Origin of the sequence: Pseudomonas sp. NPDC090208 (genome assembly GCF_044746785.1) — a bacterium.
Classification (GTDB): domain Bacteria; phylum Pseudomonadota; class Gammaproteobacteria; order Pseudomonadales; family Pseudomonadaceae; genus Aquipseudomonas.
Window position 1 is genome coordinate 129,147 of sequence record NZ_JBIVCU010000017.1, and the last position, 17,135, is coordinate 146,281.

The following is a 17,135-nucleotide window of genomic DNA, read 5'->3' on the forward strand; positions in this document are numbered from 1 at the left end:
TTGTGTTGCCATGCCGAGATCCCGCAAACACCACAATCCGTGGGAGGGAGCTCTGCTCGCGAAAGCGTCATCCCAGATGATGCTGTGCCGTCTGACCCAGCGCCATCGCGAGCAGAGCTCCCTCCCACAATAATCTGTAGCGACCTCAGCCTTGTTTGGCACCCACACATCCGTAGCAGTCCGGCTTACCGGTGGTGGCGATCTCAAGGCCGCCTTCGCGGGCGAGCCCGCTCCCACAAGAAGTGTGTGTGTTTCGCCGGCTTTTGATCTTGCTTTGGATTTTGATCTGGGGCCCCGTCCCAGAAGGCCGAACGCAGGCGATGTGGAGTGGGTTGAGCGACAGGATGTCGCGAGAGCCGCGTGGGCCATGGATGGCCCATTCGCGGCGGGCCCACGGAGCATTGCCGGAGTGAGGGCACATCGAGCCTAGGCGAGATGCCGTATGGCGGGGTAAAGAGCCCTTGGTTACTTGGGGCTTTTCCAAGTAACTCGCCGTCAGGCGAAACAGGGCTGCGTTAGCAGACCATGCAATTCGCCAGACAAACCGAGTGCACAGGATTTACGACGAGTGCCTCGCCGATCGCGGGCAAGCGCGCTCCTACAGATACGCCGCGCCACCTGTAGCGGTCCGGCTTGCCGGCGACCGCGATCTCAAAGACGCCATCACCGGCCCCCGCCCCCCTCAGTTGTTATTCCCATGCAACTTGGCCATCAACTGCGCCTCTGCCTGAGTCAAACCGCAGGACTGGGTGAGTTCGTCGACACTGGCCCCCATGCCCACCAATCGTGCAGCCTGGGCGAACGACAGGGTCGACGGATCGCGCTGCTCCAGCGCGGTGATCTTGTCCGGCAGCGGCGCGACGATGGAACGCAACTCATGCAAGTCCTCGCCCATCTTCACCGTGCCACCCTGGTAGTTTTCCAGGCGCCGGGCCAGCTCGCGCATGCGCTGGTCACGCAGCGAGTCGGCCTCGACCTGCTGCGTGGCAAGCGTGCGCTGGCGTTTGGCATAAGCCATGAACATCGCGATGGTCACGACCCACAGCACCGCCAGAAAAATGACCGCAACCTCGAGAATCAATCAGATGTTCTCCAGCTCGGACCACTCTTCCTCGGTCATCATCTTGTCCAGTTCGACGAGGATCAGCAGTTCGCCGTTCTTGTTGCACACGCCTTGAATGAACTTGGCGGATTCGTCATTGCCCACGTTCGGCGCGGTCTCGACTTCCGACTGACGCAGGTAAACCACTTCAGCCACGCTGTCGACCAGGATGCCAACCACTTGCTTGTCGGCTTCGATGATGACGATACGGGTGTTGTCGCTGACTTCAACCGGTGGCAGGCCGAAACGCTGACGAGTGTCGATCACCGTGACCACGTTGCCGCGCAGGTTGATGATGCCCAGCACGTAGCTTGGCGCACCCGGCACCGGCGCGATCTCGGTGTAACGCAGCACTTCCTGAACCTGCATCACGTTGATGCCATACGTTTCGTTGTCCAGGCGGAAGGTGACCCACTGCAGAATCGGATCTTCGGAACCCTGTGCTGACGACTTCTTCATACCGCTAACCCCTTGCGTGTTGTGCTGTGCGGCCGGCGCAGTGGCACCGGCCGGTGTTTATCTGTGGTTGTTCATCTGTTTGACGGCGCCGCTGGCGATCAGCTCGGCCAGTTCCGACACATCGAGCAGCGCACACATGTGTTCGATCACCGTGCCGGCAAGCCAGGGCCGTTGACCGCGATGGGTGCGCCATTTGATTTCCTGCGGGTCCAGGCGCAGCGAACGGCTGACCTGATGCACCGCCAGCCCCCACTCATAGCCCTGAACCGAGATCACGTATTGCAACCCCTGACGAAAGTCGTCGCGGTAGCGGTCCGGCATGATCCAGCGCGCGGTGTCCAGCACCTTGAGGTTGCCGGCCTGGCTGGGCAGGATGCCGAGGAACCAGTCCGGCTGACCGAACAGCGGCGTCAGGTCGTGCCCGGCCAGCGGGTAGATCGAGCCCAGGCACACCAGCGGCACTGCCAGGGTCAGCCCGGCGACATCGAACAGCAGGCATTCGAAGGGCTCGTCGGCCCAGGCCGGGCGCTCGTCGGAGGTCGGCGGCGGGGTCGGTGTGCGCTGCCCGGGCAGATGCACTTCCGCCACCGGCTCCACCAACGCGACGTTCAGCTCTGGCTCTGGTTCAACCACTACTGGCTTAACCACTGGAGCCTCGACCACCCGTGCTTCAGCCGGCCGCGTTTCGACAACCGGGGCCGCGATCACGGGCGGAGCAATGACAGGCGGCAGGATCACTGGCGTTTCAAGGACCTTGACCGGCGCAGCGACAGGCTGCGGCATCGCCACAGGCTCACGCAACGGCGTCGGTCGCACTTCCGGCGTGGCTGCAGCCACCGCCTCGGCGACGGCGCTGCGCATGCGCGCATCATGGGCCTGTTCTTCCAGTACGGCGGCCTGAAACTCGTCAATGCTCTCGACGACTTCCAGTTCTTCGGTGGCGTCCTGCAACAACGCATCCAGGTACGTTTGCAGAGCCAGTTGCGGGCGTGACGCAGTGTCCAGATGACGGTTCATACAAAAGCCCGCAAGTAATTGACGACGACCATGTCAGGCCACCTGCCCGACAAGCTGCTCGCTGAGCAGGTGCTTGAGCAGCGCCCGATAGGCCAGCACCCCGCGGCTCTTGCCGTCGAACTGCGACGGCGTGACCCCGGCCCGGCTGGCGTCGCGCAGGCGCGTGTCGACCGGGATGAAAGCGTTCCACACGTGTTCGGGAAAACCGTCGCGCAATAACTTGAGCGTGCCCATCGACGCCTGGGTACGGCGGTCGAACAGCGTCGGCACGATGGTGTACGGCAGCGGCACCTTGCGCGAGCGGTTAATCATCGCCAGGGTGTTGACCATGCGTTCCAGACCCTTGACCGCGAGAAACTCGGTCTGCACCGGCACCGCCAATTGCTGGCTGGCCGCCAGCGCATTGACCATCAGCACGCCGAGCAACGGCGGGCTGTCGATGATCGCGTAATCGAAGTCCTGCCACAGTTGCGCCAGGCTCTTGGCAATCACCAGACCCAGCCCGCTCTGCCCCGGCGACTGGCGCTCAAGGGTGGCCAGCGCGGTGCTGGACGGCAGCAGGGAAATGCGTTCGTGGCTGGTCGGCAGCAGCAGTTGACCGGGCAGGCCCTGCGGCACTGCGCCCTTGTTCAGGAACAGGTCGAAGCAGCTGTGCTCCAGCGCGTCGGGGTCGTGGCCAAAGTAGCTGGTCATCGAGCCGTGCGGGTCGAGGTCGACCACGACCACGCGCTTGCCCGCCTCGGCCAGCAGACCGGCTAAAGCGATTGAGGTGGTGGTCTTGCCGACCCCGCCTTTCTGATTGGCTACTGCCCAGACTCTCATGTGTTTCGTTTTCCCCCCGGCCATGACGACCGAGTACCGATTTAAGGGGCAGTTGACGAAGATTTGACGCCTTGTGGCGAATTGCCTGGAGCAGGTGCAGTTTGTGTGCCAGCACGACGCAATGCCGCATCGGGTTTGGCGCTGGCCGCCGTGCCGGAGCCGGTCAGGCTGCGGCGCACGTCCAGATTGCGCGAGATCACCAGCACCACCCGGCGGTTGCGCGCACGGCCATCGGCGGTGGCGTTGGAGGTCAGCGGCTGAAACTCGCCATACCCCACCGAGGCCAGACGCGCCGGATTGATGCCGTCCATCGCCAGCATGCGCACGATGCTCGAAGAACGGGCCGACGACAGCTCCCAGTTGCTCGGGAATTGCCCGGTGCTGATCGGCTGGTTGTCGGTGAAACCTTCGACGTGGATCGGGTTGTCGAACGGCTTGACGATCTTCGCCACCTTGTCGATCAGGTCGAACGCCAGGTTGCTCGGCATGGCGTCGCCGCTGCCGAACAGCAGGCTGGAATTGAGTTCGATCTCGATCCACAACTCGTTGCCGCGCACGGTCATCTGGTTGGAGGCAATCAGGTCGCCGAACGCCGCGTTGACATCGTCGGCGATCGATTTCAGCGGGTCTTGAGAGGCCTGTCCCAACGCCGCATCGGTCTGGTCACTGTCCTTGACCAGCGGGTCGGCAGGACGCACGGTCTGCGGTTTCTGTTCGCCGATCGGAATCGGCCGCACGCTGCGCTCGGCTTCGTTGAAGACGCCGACCAGCGCCTCGGACAGCACCTTGTACTTGCCTTCATTGAGCGAGGAAATGGAGTACATGACCACGAAAAAGGCGAACAGCAGGGTGATGAAGTCCGCGTAGGACACCAGCCAGCGTTCGTGGTTTTCGTGTTCTTCGTGGTGACGACGTCGACGAGCCATCAGACCCTCACTCCATGAATCCTTGCAGCTTCAGCTCGATGGAGCGCGGGTTCTCGCCTTCGGCAATCGACAGCAGTCCTTCGAGCAGCATCTCCCGGTAGCGCGACTGACGCAGGGCAATGGCCTTGAGCTTGTTGGCCACCGGCAGCAGGATCAGGTTGGCCGACGCCACGCCGTAAATGGTGGCAACGAAGGCCACGGCAATGCCGCTGCCCAGCTGGTTGGGATCGGCGAGGTTGCCCATCACGTGGATCAGGCCCATCACTGCACCGATGATGCCGATGGTCGGTGCATAACCGCCCATGCTTTCAAACACTTTCGCCGCCTGAATGTCGCGGCTTTCCTGGGTCAGGAAATCCACTTCGAGAATGCTGCGGATGGCTTCCGGCTCGACACCGTCGACCAGCAACTGCAAGCCCTTGCGCGAGTAAGCGTCCGGCTCGCTGTCAGCCACGCCTTCCAGGCCGAGCAGGCCTTCCTTGCGCGCGGTCAGGCTCCACGACACCACGCGGTCGATGCCGCCCGGCAGGTCGATGCGTGGCGGAAACAGAATCCAGATGAAGATCTGGATCGCCCGCTTGAACGCACTCATCGGCGTCTGCAGCAGGCTGGCCGCGATGGTGCCGCCGATCACGATCAGCGCCGCCGGGCCGTTGAGCAGTGCGCCCAGATGGCCGCCTTCGAGGAAGTTGCCGCCGATGATGGCGACGAACGCCAGAATGATCCCTATAAGTGTCAAAACATCCATCAGATACACGCCTCGACCAGATGGCGCCCGATATCGTCCAGGCTGTAAACGGCGTCTGCCAGATCGGCTTTGACGATGGCCATCGGCATGCCGTAGATCACGCAGCTGGCTTCGTCCTGGGCCCAGATGTGGCTACCGGACTGCTTGAGCAGACGCGCGCCTTCGCGACCGTCTGCGCCCATGCCGGTCAGCACCACGGCCAGCACCTTGTCGTTGTACGACTTGGCCGCCGAACCGAAGGTGATATCCACGCACGGTTTGTAGTTGAGGCGCTCGTCACCCGGCAGGATTTTCACCGCGCCACGGCCGTCGACCATCATCTGTTTGCCGCCGGGGGCCAGCAGGGCCAGACCCGGACGCAGAATGTCACCGTCCTCGGCTTCCTTGACGCTGATGCGGCAGAGCTTGTCCAGGCGCTCGGCGAACGCTTTGGTGAAGGCCGCCGGCATGTGCTGGATCAGCACGATAGGCGCCGGAAAGTTGGCAGGCAGTTGAGTCAGCACCCGTTGCAGCGCCACCGGGCCACCGGTGGAGGTACCGATGGCGACCAACTTGTAGGCCTTGCGCTTGGGCGCCGGCGAGTTCGCCGCGTGGCCATGGCTGGCTGCCGCTGGCGTGCGCGCAGGCAACGGCGCCGCTGCGGTACGCGGGCTGGTCGTGCCGTGCAGCGACGACGGCGCAGGCGCAGCGCTCGGCGCCGGGGCGGACACGCTGCTGGCGTAGCTGCTGAAGCGACGGTTGCTGCGCGAGATGGTGTGCACCTTCTCGCAGAGCATTTGCTTGACCTTGTCCGGGTTGCGCGAAATGTCTTCGAAGTTTTTCGGCAGGTAATCGACCGCACCGGCATCCAGCGCGTCGAGGGTCACCCGGGCGCCTTCGTGGGTCAGCGACGAAAACATCAACACCGGGGTCGGGCAGCGCTGCATGATGTGCCGGACAGCGGTAATGCCATCCATCATCGGCATTTCGTAGTCCATGGTGATCACGTCGGGCTTGAGCGCCAGGGCCTGCTCGATCGCTTCCTTGCCATTGGTGGCGGTGCCGACGACTTGAATCGTTGTATCCGAGGAAAGAATTTCCGAGACGCGGCGGCGGAAAAATCCGGAATCGTCCACCACCAGAACCTTGACGGCCATAAATACTCCATTAGGCGAAACAGGCCGCTCCCGCAGCCCGCTTCCCATCAACATCTGCCCCACCGAAATGACCGCGGTGGATGGAAAACCCGTGGGAGCGAATTCATTCGCGATGAATCCATCAGGCGATACATCGGCTGCGGATGTACCGGCCTCTCGCGAATGAATTCGCTCCCACCAGGCTCATTGCCTCGCCGTTGTCAGATACGCCGTGCGGCGTAACGCTTGAGCATGCTCGGCACATCGAGAATCAGCGCGATGCGGCCGTCACCGGTGATGGTGGCGCCGGACATGCCCGGAGTCCCTTGCAGCATCTTGCCCAGCGGCTTGATGACCACTTCTTCCTGACCGACCAGTTGATCGACGACGAAGCCGATGCGCTGGGTGCCGACCGAGAGAATCACCACATGCCCCTCGCGCTGTTCCTCGTGGGCGGCCGAACTGACCAGCCAGCGCTTGAGGTAGAACAGCGGCAGCGCCTTGTCGCGCACGATCACCACTTCCTGACCGTCAACGACGTTGGTGGTCGACAGGTCCAGGTGGAAGATCTCGTTGACGTTGACCAGCGGGAAGGCGAAAGCCTGGTTGCCCAGCATCACCATCAGGGTCGGCATGATCGCCAGGGTCAACGGCACCTTGATGACGATCTTCGAGCCCTGGCCCTTGGTCGAGTAGATGTTGATCGAGCCGTTGAGCTGGGAAATCTTGGTTTTCACCACGTCCATGCCCACGCCACGACCGGACACGTCGGAAATCTCGGTCTTGGTCGAGAAGCCCGGCGCGAAGATCAGGTTGTAGCAGTCGGTGTCGCTCAGACGGTCGGCGGCATCCTTGTCCATCACCCCGCGCTTGACCGCGATGGCGCGCAGCACCGCAGGGTCCATGCCTTTGCCGTCGTCGGAAATCGACAGCAGGATGTGATCGCCTTCCTGTTCGGCGGACAACACCACACGACCGCCACGGGCCTTGCCCGAAGCTTCGCGTTCGTCCGGCGACTCGATGCCGTGGTCGACGGCGTTGCGCACCAAGTGGACCAGCGGGTCCGCCAGGGCCTCGACGAGGTTCTTGTCGAGGTCGGTTTCTTCACCCACCAGTTCCAGGTTGATCTCTTTCTTCAGCTGACGGGCCAGATCGCGAACCAGACGCGGGAAGCGGCCGAAGACTTTCTTGATCGGCTGCATGCGCGTCTTCATCACCGCGGTCTGCAGGTCAGCGGTGACCACGTCCAGGTTGGACACGGCCTTGGACATGGCTTCGTCGGCGCTGTTGGCGCCCAGGCGCACCAGGCGGTTACGCACCAGCACCAGTTCGCCGACCATGTTCATGATTTCGTCCAGCCGCGCGGTATCGACGCGCACGGTGGTTTCCGCTTCGGTCGGCGCCTTGTCGGCCACCGGCGCAGGTGCACGGGCAGCGGCAGGCGCAGCAGCCGGTGCCGGAGCCGCCTTGGCCGGTGCAGCAGCCGGCGCGGCGGCTTTGGCCGGCTCGGCTTTCGGTGCTTCTGCCTTCGGCGCTTCGGATTTCGCAGCTTCCGCTTTCTTCGCCGCAGCCGGTGGCGTGGCCGTGGCTGTCGCGCCCGCCGCTACGGCCGGTTCGAACTTGCCTTTGCCATGCAACTGATCGAGCAGCGCTTCGAATTCGTGATCGGTGATTTCGTCCGATGGCACTGCATCCGCAGCCTCAGCGGCGGTTGGCGCAGCGGCAGCCGGCACACCGGCGGTGTCAGGCGAGAAACTGCCTTTGCCGTGCAACTGATCGAGCAGCGCTTCGAATTCGTCGTCGGTGATTTCGTCGCTCGCCACTTCGCCCGCTGGCGCCTCAGCCGCAGGAGCTGCAGGCGGCACGACCGCGTCGACCGCGAACTGGCCTTTGCCATGCAACTGGTCGAGCAGCGATTCGAATTCGGCGTCGGTGATTTCGTCGCTCGGCGTTTCCCCGCTGGTTTCCTGGGGCGCAACCGGTGCAGCAGCACCCGCCGCTTCGGCCTTGACCGCATTCAGCGAGTCGAGCAGTTGTTCGAATTCCTGGTCGGTGATGTCTTCGGACGGCGCCTCGGCGACCTCCTCTTCCACGACTGGCACAGCGGCAGCAGCCGCCGCGATTTCATCGGCTGAAGCCGGCTCGGCCAGACGCGACAGCGCCGCCAGCAGCTCAGGCGTGGCCGGGGTGATGTCGGAGCGCTCGCGGACCTGACCGAACATGCTGTTGACGGTGTCCAGCGCTTCCAGCACCACGTCCATGAGTTCCGCGTCGACACGGCGCTCACCCTTGCGCAGGATGTCGAACACGTTTTCGGCGATGTGACAGCATTCAACCAGCTCGTTGAGCTGGAGGAAGCCGGCGCCCCCTTTTACAGTGTGAAAACCGCGAAAAATGGCATTAAGCAGATCCGCGTCATCCGGTCGGCTTTCCAGCTCGACCAATTGCTCGGACAACTGCTCCAGGATCTCGCCGGCCTCTACCAGAAAATCCTGAAGGATTTCTTCATCGGCGCCGAAGCTCATTGGGGGTGCTCCTAAAATTAACCGTCAAACCGATCCAGGGGCTGCATCAGCGTCCGGGCACATTGCTTTCGACGAAGCATTCACGCGCCGGATCAGCAGCCACTTTCACATAGAACCTGGAATCTAAAATCTTAGAAGCCAAGGCTGGATAACAGATCGTCCACATCATCCTGACCGGATACGACGTCTTCACGTTTATCGGCATGAATCTGCGGACCTTCACCCTTGGAATGAAGTTTTTCCTGTTCTTTTTGCTGGCGGAAGTGTTCCTGATCGTGCTGGATCCCGGCAAAACGATCGACCTGGCTGGCCATCAGCACCAGCTTGAGCAGATTGCTCTCGACCTCGGTGACCAGTGTGGTCACGCGCTTGATCACCTGACCGGTCAGGTCCTGGTAATCCTGGGCCAGCAGAATGTCGTTCAGGTGGCTGGCGACCTGCTGGGTTTCGGTCTCGCTGCGCGCCAGGAAGCCGTCGACGCGACGGGCCAGATCACGAAACTCGTCGGCGCTGATCTCGCGACGCATGAAGCGTCCCCAGTCGGCACTCAAGGCGCGAGCGTCGGCACTCAGGCCGTTCATCAACGGCGTGCTCTGTTCGACCAGATCCATGGTGCGGTTGGCCGCACCTTCCGTGAGCCTGACCACGTAGGACAGGCGCTCGGTGGCGTCGGTGATCTGCGAGACTTCTTCGGCCTGCGGCATGCGCGGGTCGATCTGGAAATTGACGATCGCGCTGTGCAGCTCGCGCGTCAGCTTGCCGACTTCCTGATACAGGCCACGATCCCGGGTCTGATTCAGCTCATGGATGACCTGCACGGCCTCGCCGAACTTGCCTTGTTCAAGGCTTTCGACCAATTCCTGTGCGTGTTTCTTCAGGGTCGACTCGAAGTCACCCATCGTTGAATCTTCAGGATTCATAGCGCCCTCGCAGCGGACATCAGCTATTGACGCGCTCGAATATCTTCTCGATCTTTTCTTTGAGAACCTGCGCGGTGAATGGCTTCACCACGTAGCCGTTCACACCGGCCTGAGCGGCTTCGATGATCTGCTCGCGCTTGGCCTCGGCAGTCACCATCAGAACCGGCAGATGACGCAGACGCTCGTCGGCGCGCACCTGACGCAGCAGGTCGATGCCGGACATGCCGGGCATGTTCCAGTCGGTCACCAGGAAATCGAAGCCACCGGCCTGCAGCATCGGCAATGCGGTGGTACCGTCATCTGCTTCGGCCGTGTTGGTGAACCCCAGGTCACGCAACAGGTTTTTTATGATCCGCCGCATCGTTGAAAAGTCATCAACGATGAGGATTTTCATGTTCTTGTCCAATTCGACCTCCAAGCAGTCTTTAACGCATCCAGTTCCTGGGTGCGCGTTCAATCATTACTCTCTGAGCGGCTCTGCGAAAACGAAGGGGGATGATGACGAGAAGGGATCACGCGCACAGCGAAACAGGCCTGCAAAAACCTGATCCGACCGGCTCCTGCCTTGTCTACCGTTGCCCTCAAACGCCCTGCACAGCCGGTCTTACATACAGCACGCAGATGCCGCGAAATGCCGCCCCTGCGTTCGATGCGTTACCGCGCGCGCCACTCTCCCAACCGGCCACGCAAGCGCGCGGCGCACTGGCTGTGCAGCTGGCTGACCCGCGATTCGCTGACCCCCAGGACCTCCCCGATCTCTTTGAGGTTCAGCTCTTCGTCGTAGTACAGCGCCAGCACCAGGCGTTCACGCTCCGGCAGGTTGGCAATGGCGTCCGCCAGCGCGCTCTGGAAACGTTCGTCTTCCAGATCCCGCGACGGTTCGAGCGACTGGCTCGCGCCGTCCTCGTGCAGCCCTTCATGCTCGCCGTCCTGCAACAGGTCGTCGAAGCTGAACAGACGACTGCCCAGGGTGTCGTTCAGAATCCCGTAATATTCGTCGAGACTCATTTGAAGTTCGGCAGCAACCTCGTGATCTTTAGCGTCACGACCGGTTTTTGCTTCAATTGCACGAATCGCGTCACTGACCATGCGCGTATTGCGGTGTACCGAGCGCGGTGCCCAGTCGCCCTTGCGCACTTCATCGAGCATCGCACCACGGATGCGGATGCCGGCGTAGGTCTCGAAGCTGGCGCCCTTGGTCGAGTCGTATTTGGTCGAGACTTCGAGCAGGCCGATCATGCCGGCCTGGATCAGGTCCTCGACCTGCACGCTGGCCGGCAGACGTGCCAGCAGGTGGTAAGCGATGCGCTTGACCAAGGGGGCATAACGCTCGATCAGCTCATACTGGGAATCTTTGGATGATTTGCTGTACATGCGATAGCCACTTGCTGTCATGACACGGGCCCTGCACTGGTCTGGTGAACCAGGCGCTCAACGAAAAATTCAAGGTGGCCACGCGGATTCGCCGGCAGCGGCCAGGTGTCGACCTTCTGCGCGATGGCCTTGAACGCCAGCGCACATTTGGAACGCGGGAATGCTTCGTACACGGCACGCTGTTTCTGCACGGCCTTGCGCACGCACTCGTCGTACGGCACAGCGCCGACGTATTGCAGCGCCACGTCGAGGAAACGGTCGGTGACCTTGGTCAGCTTGGCGAACAGGTTGCGCCCTTCCTGCGGGCTCTGCGCCATGTTGGCCAGCACGCGGAAACGGTTCATGCCGTAGTCGCGGTTGAGCAGCTTGATCAGCGCGTAGGCGTCAGTGATCGAGGTCGGTTCGTCGCACACCACCAGCAGCACTTCCTGAGCCGCGCGCACGAAGCTGACCACCGATTCGCCGATCCCGGCAGCGGTGTCGATCACCAGTACGTCGAGGTTGTCGCCGATCTCGCTGAACGCCTGAATCAGGCCGGCATGCTGGGCCGGGGTCAGCTGGACCATGCTCTGGGTGCCCGAAGCGGCCGGCACGATGCGCACGCCGCCAGGGCCCTGCAACAGGACATCGCGCAGCTCACAGCGTCCCTCGATGACGTCGGCCAGGGTGCGTTTGGGGGTCAGCCCCAACAATACGTCGACGTTGGCCAGACCCAGATCGGCGTCCAGCAACATGACGCGACGCCCGAGCTCGGCCAGGGCCAGTGAGAGGTTCACTGACACGTTGGTCTTGCCGACGCCACCTTTGCCACCGGTCACCGCGATAACCTGTACGGGATGCATGCTGCCCATAGTTAATTCTTTACCTTGTCTTGCTTAGACCTAAGCCACATGTAGGGCTGCACGTTCAGTGTGTGAACAATGCCTGGCAGACCATCGATGCAGGTATATTCCTGTGTCATTTTCCCTACCTAGCCCACGCGCTTGTCGGGGCTGTGATAAAGATCCGCAAACATATCCGCCATCGCTTCCTCGCTAGGCTCCTCCTGCATCTGCACGCTGACAGCCCTGCTCACCAGCTGGTGCCGACGTGGCAAATGCAGATCATCCGGTATCCGTGGGCCATCGGTGAGATAGGCCACGGGCAATTCGTGTGTCACCGCCAGGCTCAGCACTTCGCCGAGGCTTGCGGTTTCGTCCAGCTTGGTCAGGATGCACCCGGCCAGACCGCAACGCTTGTAACTGTGGTACGCCGCTGTCAGCACCTGCTTCTGGCTGGTGGTGGCCAGGACCAGATAATTGCGCGCCTTGATCCCGCGACCGGCGAGGCTTTCCAGCTGCAGCCGCAGGGCCGGATCGCTGGCCTGCAGGCCGGCGGTGTCGATCAGCACGACGCGCTTGCGCAGCAACGGTTCCAGCGCCTGAGCCAGCGACTGCCCCGGGTCGACATGGGTCACCGGCACATTGAGGATACGCCCCAATGTCTTGAGCTGCTCCTGGGCACCGATGCGGAAGCTGTCCATGCTCACCAGCGCGATATTTTGTGCGCCGTATTTCAACACATATCGCGCCGCCAGTTTTGCCAGAGTGGTGGTCTTGCCCATGCCGGCCGGGCCGACCATGGCAATCACCCCGCCTTCTTCCAGCGGTTCGATCTCCGGCGTGACGATCATGCGCGCCAGATGGGCCAGCAGCATGCGCCAGGCGTGCGGCTGGTCGTCGACGTTCGGCACCATGTCCAGCAGGTCGCGCGACAGCGGGCCGGACAGGCCGATGCGCTGCAGACGACGCCACAGGTTGGCCTGCTGCGGACGGCTGCCCTGCAACTGGTTCCAGGCCAGCGAACCGAGCTGGACTTCCAGCAGTTCGCGCAGGCCGGTCAATTCGGAACGCATCGACTCGTAGGCGCGCTGGCTCACCGCAGGTTCGGCGGTGGCACGTTCGGCGCGCTCGGCGCGGTCCGCAGCAATGGCCGCATGGATCGACGGGCGGAACGGCTCGTCCAGAGTCGGCTCGATGTGCTTGCTGTCATCCATCGCCAGGCCCGAGAACAGCTGACGGTTGCCGACGGCATCCAGCTCGGTGCGGCTGCTCAGCTCGGCCTGGGCAGTGACGATGCGCGACTGGGTCTTGCGCAGCTCGTCTTCCAGCTCGATGTTCGGCACGCGCGGCGCCAGCGCCGACAGCTTGTAGTCCAGCGCGGCAGTCAGCTCGACGCCGCCGGCGATCCGCCGGTTGCCGATGATGGCCGCTTCCGCGCCCAACTCATCACGAACCAGTTTCATGGCTTGTCGCATATCGGCGGCGAAAAAACGCTTAACTTGCATGACTCACTACCTCAGCCGTTCGGCCCGACAGTCGCTACGATGGTGACTTGCTTATTGTCAGGAATTTCCTGATAAGCCAAAACATGCATGTTCGGTACTGCCAGGCGCCCGAAGCGGGACAACATGGCGCGAACCGGACCTGCGACCAACAAAATAACCGGCTGACCCTGCATCTCCTGACGCTGCGCCGCTTCGATCAACGAGCGCTGAAGTTTCTCAGCCATGCTCGGTTCGAGCAGAACGCCTTCTTCCTGACCCTGTCCTGCCTTCTGCAGACTATTGAGCAATATCTGTTCCAACCTTGGCTCAAGGGTGATGACAGGCAGCTCCGGCTCAATGCCGACAATGCTTTGCACGATGGCGCGGGACAGCCCGACCCGTACGGCGGCCACCAGCGCGGCGGTATCTTGACTCCGCGCCGCATTGTTGGCGATGGCCTCGGCGATGCTGCGGATGTCGCGCACCGGCACCTGTTCGGCCAGCAGCGCCTGCAACACCTTGAGCAGCGCCGACAGCGACAGCACGCCCGGTACCAGTTCCTCGGCCAGCTTCGGCGAGCTCTTGGCCAGCAGGGTCATCAGTTGCTGCACTTCCTCGTGCCCGATCAGCTCATGGGAGTGCTTGTACAGAATCTGGTTCAAGTGCGTAGCGACCACGGTACTGGCGTCGACCACGGTGTAACCCAGCGACTGCGCCTGAGCGCGCTGGCTGATTTCGATCCACACCGCTTCCAGGCCGAACGCCGGGTCTTTGGCATTGATGCCGTTGAGACTGCCAAATACCTGACCCGGGTTGATCGCCAGTTCGCGATCCGGATAGATCTCGGCTTCGGCCAGGGTCACGCCCATCAGGGTCAGACGGTAGGCACTCGGCGCCAGATCGAGGTTGTCGCGAATGTGTACGGTCGGCATCAGAAAGCCCAGCTCCTGAGAGAGCTTCTTGCGCACGCCCTTGATCCGCGCCAGCAGTTGACCACCCTGATTGCGGTCCACCAGCGGAATCAGGCGGTAGCCCACTTCCAGACCGATCATGTCGATCGGGGTGACGTCATCCCAACCCAGCTCCTTGGACTCCTGGGCACGGGTCGGCGACGGCAGCATTTCCTGTTGCCGCTTGACCTCCTGAATGGCTGCCAGCTTGGCTTCGTTCTGTTTCCGCCACAGCAGGTACGCACCGCCCGCCGCCGCCAGTCCGAGGCTGATGAAGGAGAAATGCGGCATGCCCGGCACCAGACCCATGACGATCATGATGCCTGCCGACACGGCCAGCGCCTTGTGCGAGGTGAACATCTGGCGGCCGACCAGCTTGCCCATTTCTTCCGAACCGGACGCACGGGTCACCATGATCGCCGCCGCCGTGGACAGCAGCAGCGATGGCAGCTGCGCCACCAAACCGTCACCGATGGTCAACAGGGCGTAGACCTTGCCGGCGTCGGCGAAGGTCATGTTGTGTTGCAGGATACCCACCAGCATGCCGCCGATGAGGTTGATGAACAGGATCAACAGACCGGCGATGGCGTCACCGCGAACGAACTTGCTGGCACCGTCCATGGAGCCGTAGAACTCGGCTTCCTGGGCGACTTCCAGACGACGGCGCTTGGCTTCGGGCTGATCGATCAGACCGGCGTTGAGGTCGGCGTCGATGGCCATCTGTTTGCCGGGCATGGCGTCGAGGGTGAAACGCGCGCTCACCTCGGAGATACGACCGGCACCCTTGGTCACCACCACGAAGTTGATGATCATCAGGATCGCGAAGACCACGATACCGACCACGTAGTTACCGCCGATCACCACTTCACCGAAGGCCTGAATCACCTTACCGGCGGCGGCGTGACCGTCCTGACCGTGGAGCATGACCACACGGGTCGAGGCAACGTTGAGCGCCAGACGCAGCAGCGTGGCGATCAGCAGGATGGTCGGAAACACCGAGAAATCCAGCGGCCGCAGGGCGTACACGCAGACTAGCAGGACGACGATGGACAGGGCGATGTTGAAGGTGAAGAACACGTCCAGCAGGAACGGCGGCATCGGCAACATCATCATTGCCAGCATGACCAGCAACAACAACGGCACGCCCAACTGACCGCGACCCAGGCCGATCAGTCCAGAGCGAGCGTTAGTGATTAATTGAGAGCGATCCACCGATTGTTTACCTGCGTGTTTGATCAAACTTTTGACGCCAGAGGCGTTGTAACGCAGGTATTGCAAAAACCTGTCCAACTCTTGGAAAGCGCAGAAAATATCAGAATGACATCATCTGAAAATGTGGGGTGGTCGACATAAATTCGGGTGGACTGCTAACGCAGCCCTGTTTCGCCTCCGTCACGTTACGCGAACCTGTAGGAGCGTGGCTTGCCCGCGATCGGCTGTAGGAGCTGACTTGCCCTGCGACCGGCGACGAAGTCGTCGTAAAACCTGTGCCCTTGGTTTGCCTGACGGATCGCATGGTCTGCTAACGCAGCCCTGTTTCGCCTGACGGCGAGTTACTTGGAAAAGCCCCAAGTAACCAAGGGCTCCACACCCCGCCATACGGCACCTCGCCAATGCTCGGTGTTCCCTCACTCCGGCGACACTCCGTGGGCACGCCGCGAATGGGCCATCCATGGCCCACGCGGCTCTCGCGGCATCCATGCCGCTCGACCCACTGCGCATCGCCTGCGTTCGGCCTTCTGGGACGGGGCCCCAACATCAAAATCAACAACCCGCCGAGGCGACCGACCGGTCGACCTGGCTTTGGATGAACACGTGCTGTCTTGCGGGCCACGGACACCTGTGGGAGCGGGCTCGCCCGCGAAGACGTCCCTGAAATCGCCACCGCCGGCAAGCCGGACTGCTACGGGTCGGTGAATGCCATTTGCTTTTGATTCTGGCCGAAGGCCGTAGGAGCCGGCTTGCTGGCGAAGGCGGTGGGTCAGACAAACCGCTTTCGCGACCCTCGTAACCTCAGATCCCTCCCACAAAAGTCCGTGCTGGTTCTGCGGACTGTGTTGCCATGCTTGGATCCCGCAAACACCAAACACCTGTGGGAGGGAGCCCTGCTCGCGAAAGCGTCAGTCCAGACAATGCTGTGCCACCTGACCGACCGCCATCGCGAGCAGAGCTCCCTCCCACAATGATTTGTGCTGACTCGAGCCTTGCTTGGCACCCTCAAGATCGCCACCGCCGGCAAGCCGGACTGCTACGGATCTGCGAGCACCGCTGCTTTTGTTTCTGGCCAAAGGCCGTAGGAGCCGACTTGCTGGCGAAGGTGGTGGGTCAGGCAAACCGCTTTCGCGACCCTCGCAACCTCGGATCGCTCCCACAGGGGTCCGTGCTGACTCTGTGGACTGTGTTGCCATGCCGAGATCCCGCAAACACCAAATACCTGTGGGAGGGAGCCCTGCTCGCGAAAGCGTCAATTCAGACAATGCAGGGTCGTCTGCCCTACTGCTATCGCGAGCAGAGCCTCCTCCCACAATGGCCTGTAGTGATCTCAACCTTGTTTGGCGTCCACACATCCGTAGGAGAGCGCAAAACCACCCGTAGCAGTCCGGCTTGCTGGCGGTGGCGATCTTGAGGACGCCTTCGCGGGCGAGCCCGCTCCCACAGCGTGTGTATTTCGCCGGCTTTTGATCTGGATTTTGATCTTGGGGCCCGTCCCAGAAGGCCGAACGCAGACGATGCGCAGTGGCGCCGAGCGGCATGGATGCCGCGAGAGCCGCGTTGGGCCATGGATGGCCCATTCGCGGCGGGCCCACGGAGCGTCGCCGGAGTGAGGGCACATCGAGCCTAGGCGAGATGCCGTATGGCGGGGTAGAGAGCC

14 protein-coding genes are annotated in these 17,135 nt (G+C 62.2%); all 14 read right to left on the reverse strand.

Annotated elements, in window-relative coordinates:
* Positions 1 to 682 precede the first annotated feature (682 nt).
* Positions 683 to 1,081 (reverse strand): DUF2802 domain-containing protein, encoded by a 399-nt coding sequence (locus ACIPL0_RS24640; RefSeq protein ID WP_400599593.1) that lies wholly within the window; start codon positions 1,079 to 1,081, stop codon positions 683 to 685.
* Positions 1,082 to 1,561, reverse strand: a complete 480-nt coding sequence (locus tag ACIPL0_RS24645; RefSeq protein WP_400599594.1) for a chemotaxis protein CheW — start codon at positions 1,559 to 1,561, stop codon at positions 1,082 to 1,084.
* A 57-nt stretch (positions 1,562 to 1,618) separates the two neighbouring features.
* Positions 1,619 to 2,578, reverse strand: coding sequence for a chemotaxis protein CheW (locus ACIPL0_RS24650; RefSeq protein ID WP_400599595.1), 960 nt, complete (start codon positions 2,576 to 2,578; stop codon positions 1,619 to 1,621).
* Positions 2,579 to 2,611: 33 nt separating this feature from the next.
* Positions 2,612 to 3,400, reverse strand: a complete 789-nt coding sequence (locus ACIPL0_RS24655) for a ParA family protein (RefSeq protein ID WP_400599596.1) — start codon at positions 3,398 to 3,400, stop codon at positions 2,612 to 2,614.
* Positions 3,401 to 3,441: 41 nt separating this feature from the next.
* The gene (gene motD / locus ACIPL0_RS24660) at positions 3,442 to 4,326 is read right to left on the reverse strand and encodes a flagellar motor protein MotD (protein ID WP_400599597.1); all 885 of its coding nucleotides are present in this window, start codon (positions 4,324 to 4,326) and stop codon (positions 3,442 to 3,444) included.
* Between the two features lie 7 nt (positions 4,327 to 4,333).
* The gene (locus ACIPL0_RS24665) at positions 4,334 to 5,074 is read right to left on the reverse strand and encodes a flagellar motor protein (RefSeq protein WP_400599598.1); all 741 of its coding nucleotides are present in this window, start codon (positions 5,072 to 5,074) and stop codon (positions 4,334 to 4,336) included.
* Complete coding sequence (locus tag ACIPL0_RS24670; protein ID WP_400599599.1) at positions 5,074 to 6,210, reverse strand: chemotaxis response regulator protein-glutamate methylesterase; 1,137 nt, start codon at positions 6,208 to 6,210, stop codon at positions 5,074 to 5,076. The genes ACIPL0_RS24665 and ACIPL0_RS24670 overlap by 1 nt, the downstream gene beginning before the upstream one ends.
* A 200-nt stretch (positions 6,211 to 6,410) precedes the next feature.
* Complete coding sequence (locus ACIPL0_RS24675) at positions 6,411 to 8,714, reverse strand: chemotaxis protein CheA (RefSeq protein WP_400599600.1); 2,304 nt, start codon at positions 8,712 to 8,714, stop codon at positions 6,411 to 6,413.
* Positions 8,715 to 8,845: 131 nt separating this feature from the next.
* Complete coding sequence (locus ACIPL0_RS24680; protein WP_400599601.1) at positions 8,846 to 9,634, reverse strand: protein phosphatase CheZ; 789 nt, start codon at positions 9,632 to 9,634, stop codon at positions 8,846 to 8,848.
* Positions 9,635 to 9,653: 19 nt separating this feature from the next.
* A complete protein-coding gene (locus ACIPL0_RS24685; protein WP_400599613.1) occupies positions 9,654 to 10,028 on the reverse strand; it encodes a chemotaxis response regulator CheY in 375 nt (124 codons plus the stop codon).
* Positions 10,029 to 10,288: 260 nt separating this feature from the next.
* Positions 10,289 to 11,029: an RNA polymerase sigma factor FliA gene (fliA, locus tag ACIPL0_RS24690; protein ID WP_400599602.1), complete on the reverse strand. Its 741-nt coding sequence runs from the start codon at positions 11,027 to 11,029 to the stop codon at positions 10,289 to 10,291.
* On the reverse strand, positions 11,026 to 11,859 hold the full coding sequence (fleN, locus tag ACIPL0_RS24695; protein WP_400599603.1) for a flagellar synthesis regulator FleN: 834 nt from the start codon (positions 11,857 to 11,859) through the stop codon (positions 11,026 to 11,028). The genes fliA and fleN overlap by 4 nt, the downstream gene beginning before the upstream one ends.
* A 119-nt stretch (positions 11,860 to 11,978) precedes the next feature.
* On the reverse strand, positions 11,979 to 13,334 hold the full coding sequence (gene flhF, locus ACIPL0_RS24700; RefSeq protein WP_400599604.1) for a flagellar biosynthesis protein FlhF: 1,356 nt from the start codon (positions 13,332 to 13,334) through the stop codon (positions 11,979 to 11,981).
* An 11-nt stretch (positions 13,335 to 13,345) separates the two neighbouring features.
* Positions 13,346 to 15,475, reverse strand: coding sequence for a flagellar biosynthesis protein FlhA (gene flhA / locus ACIPL0_RS24705; RefSeq protein ID WP_400599605.1), 2,130 nt, complete (start codon positions 15,473 to 15,475; stop codon positions 13,346 to 13,348).
* Positions 15,476 to 17,135: the final 1,660 nt, after the last annotated feature.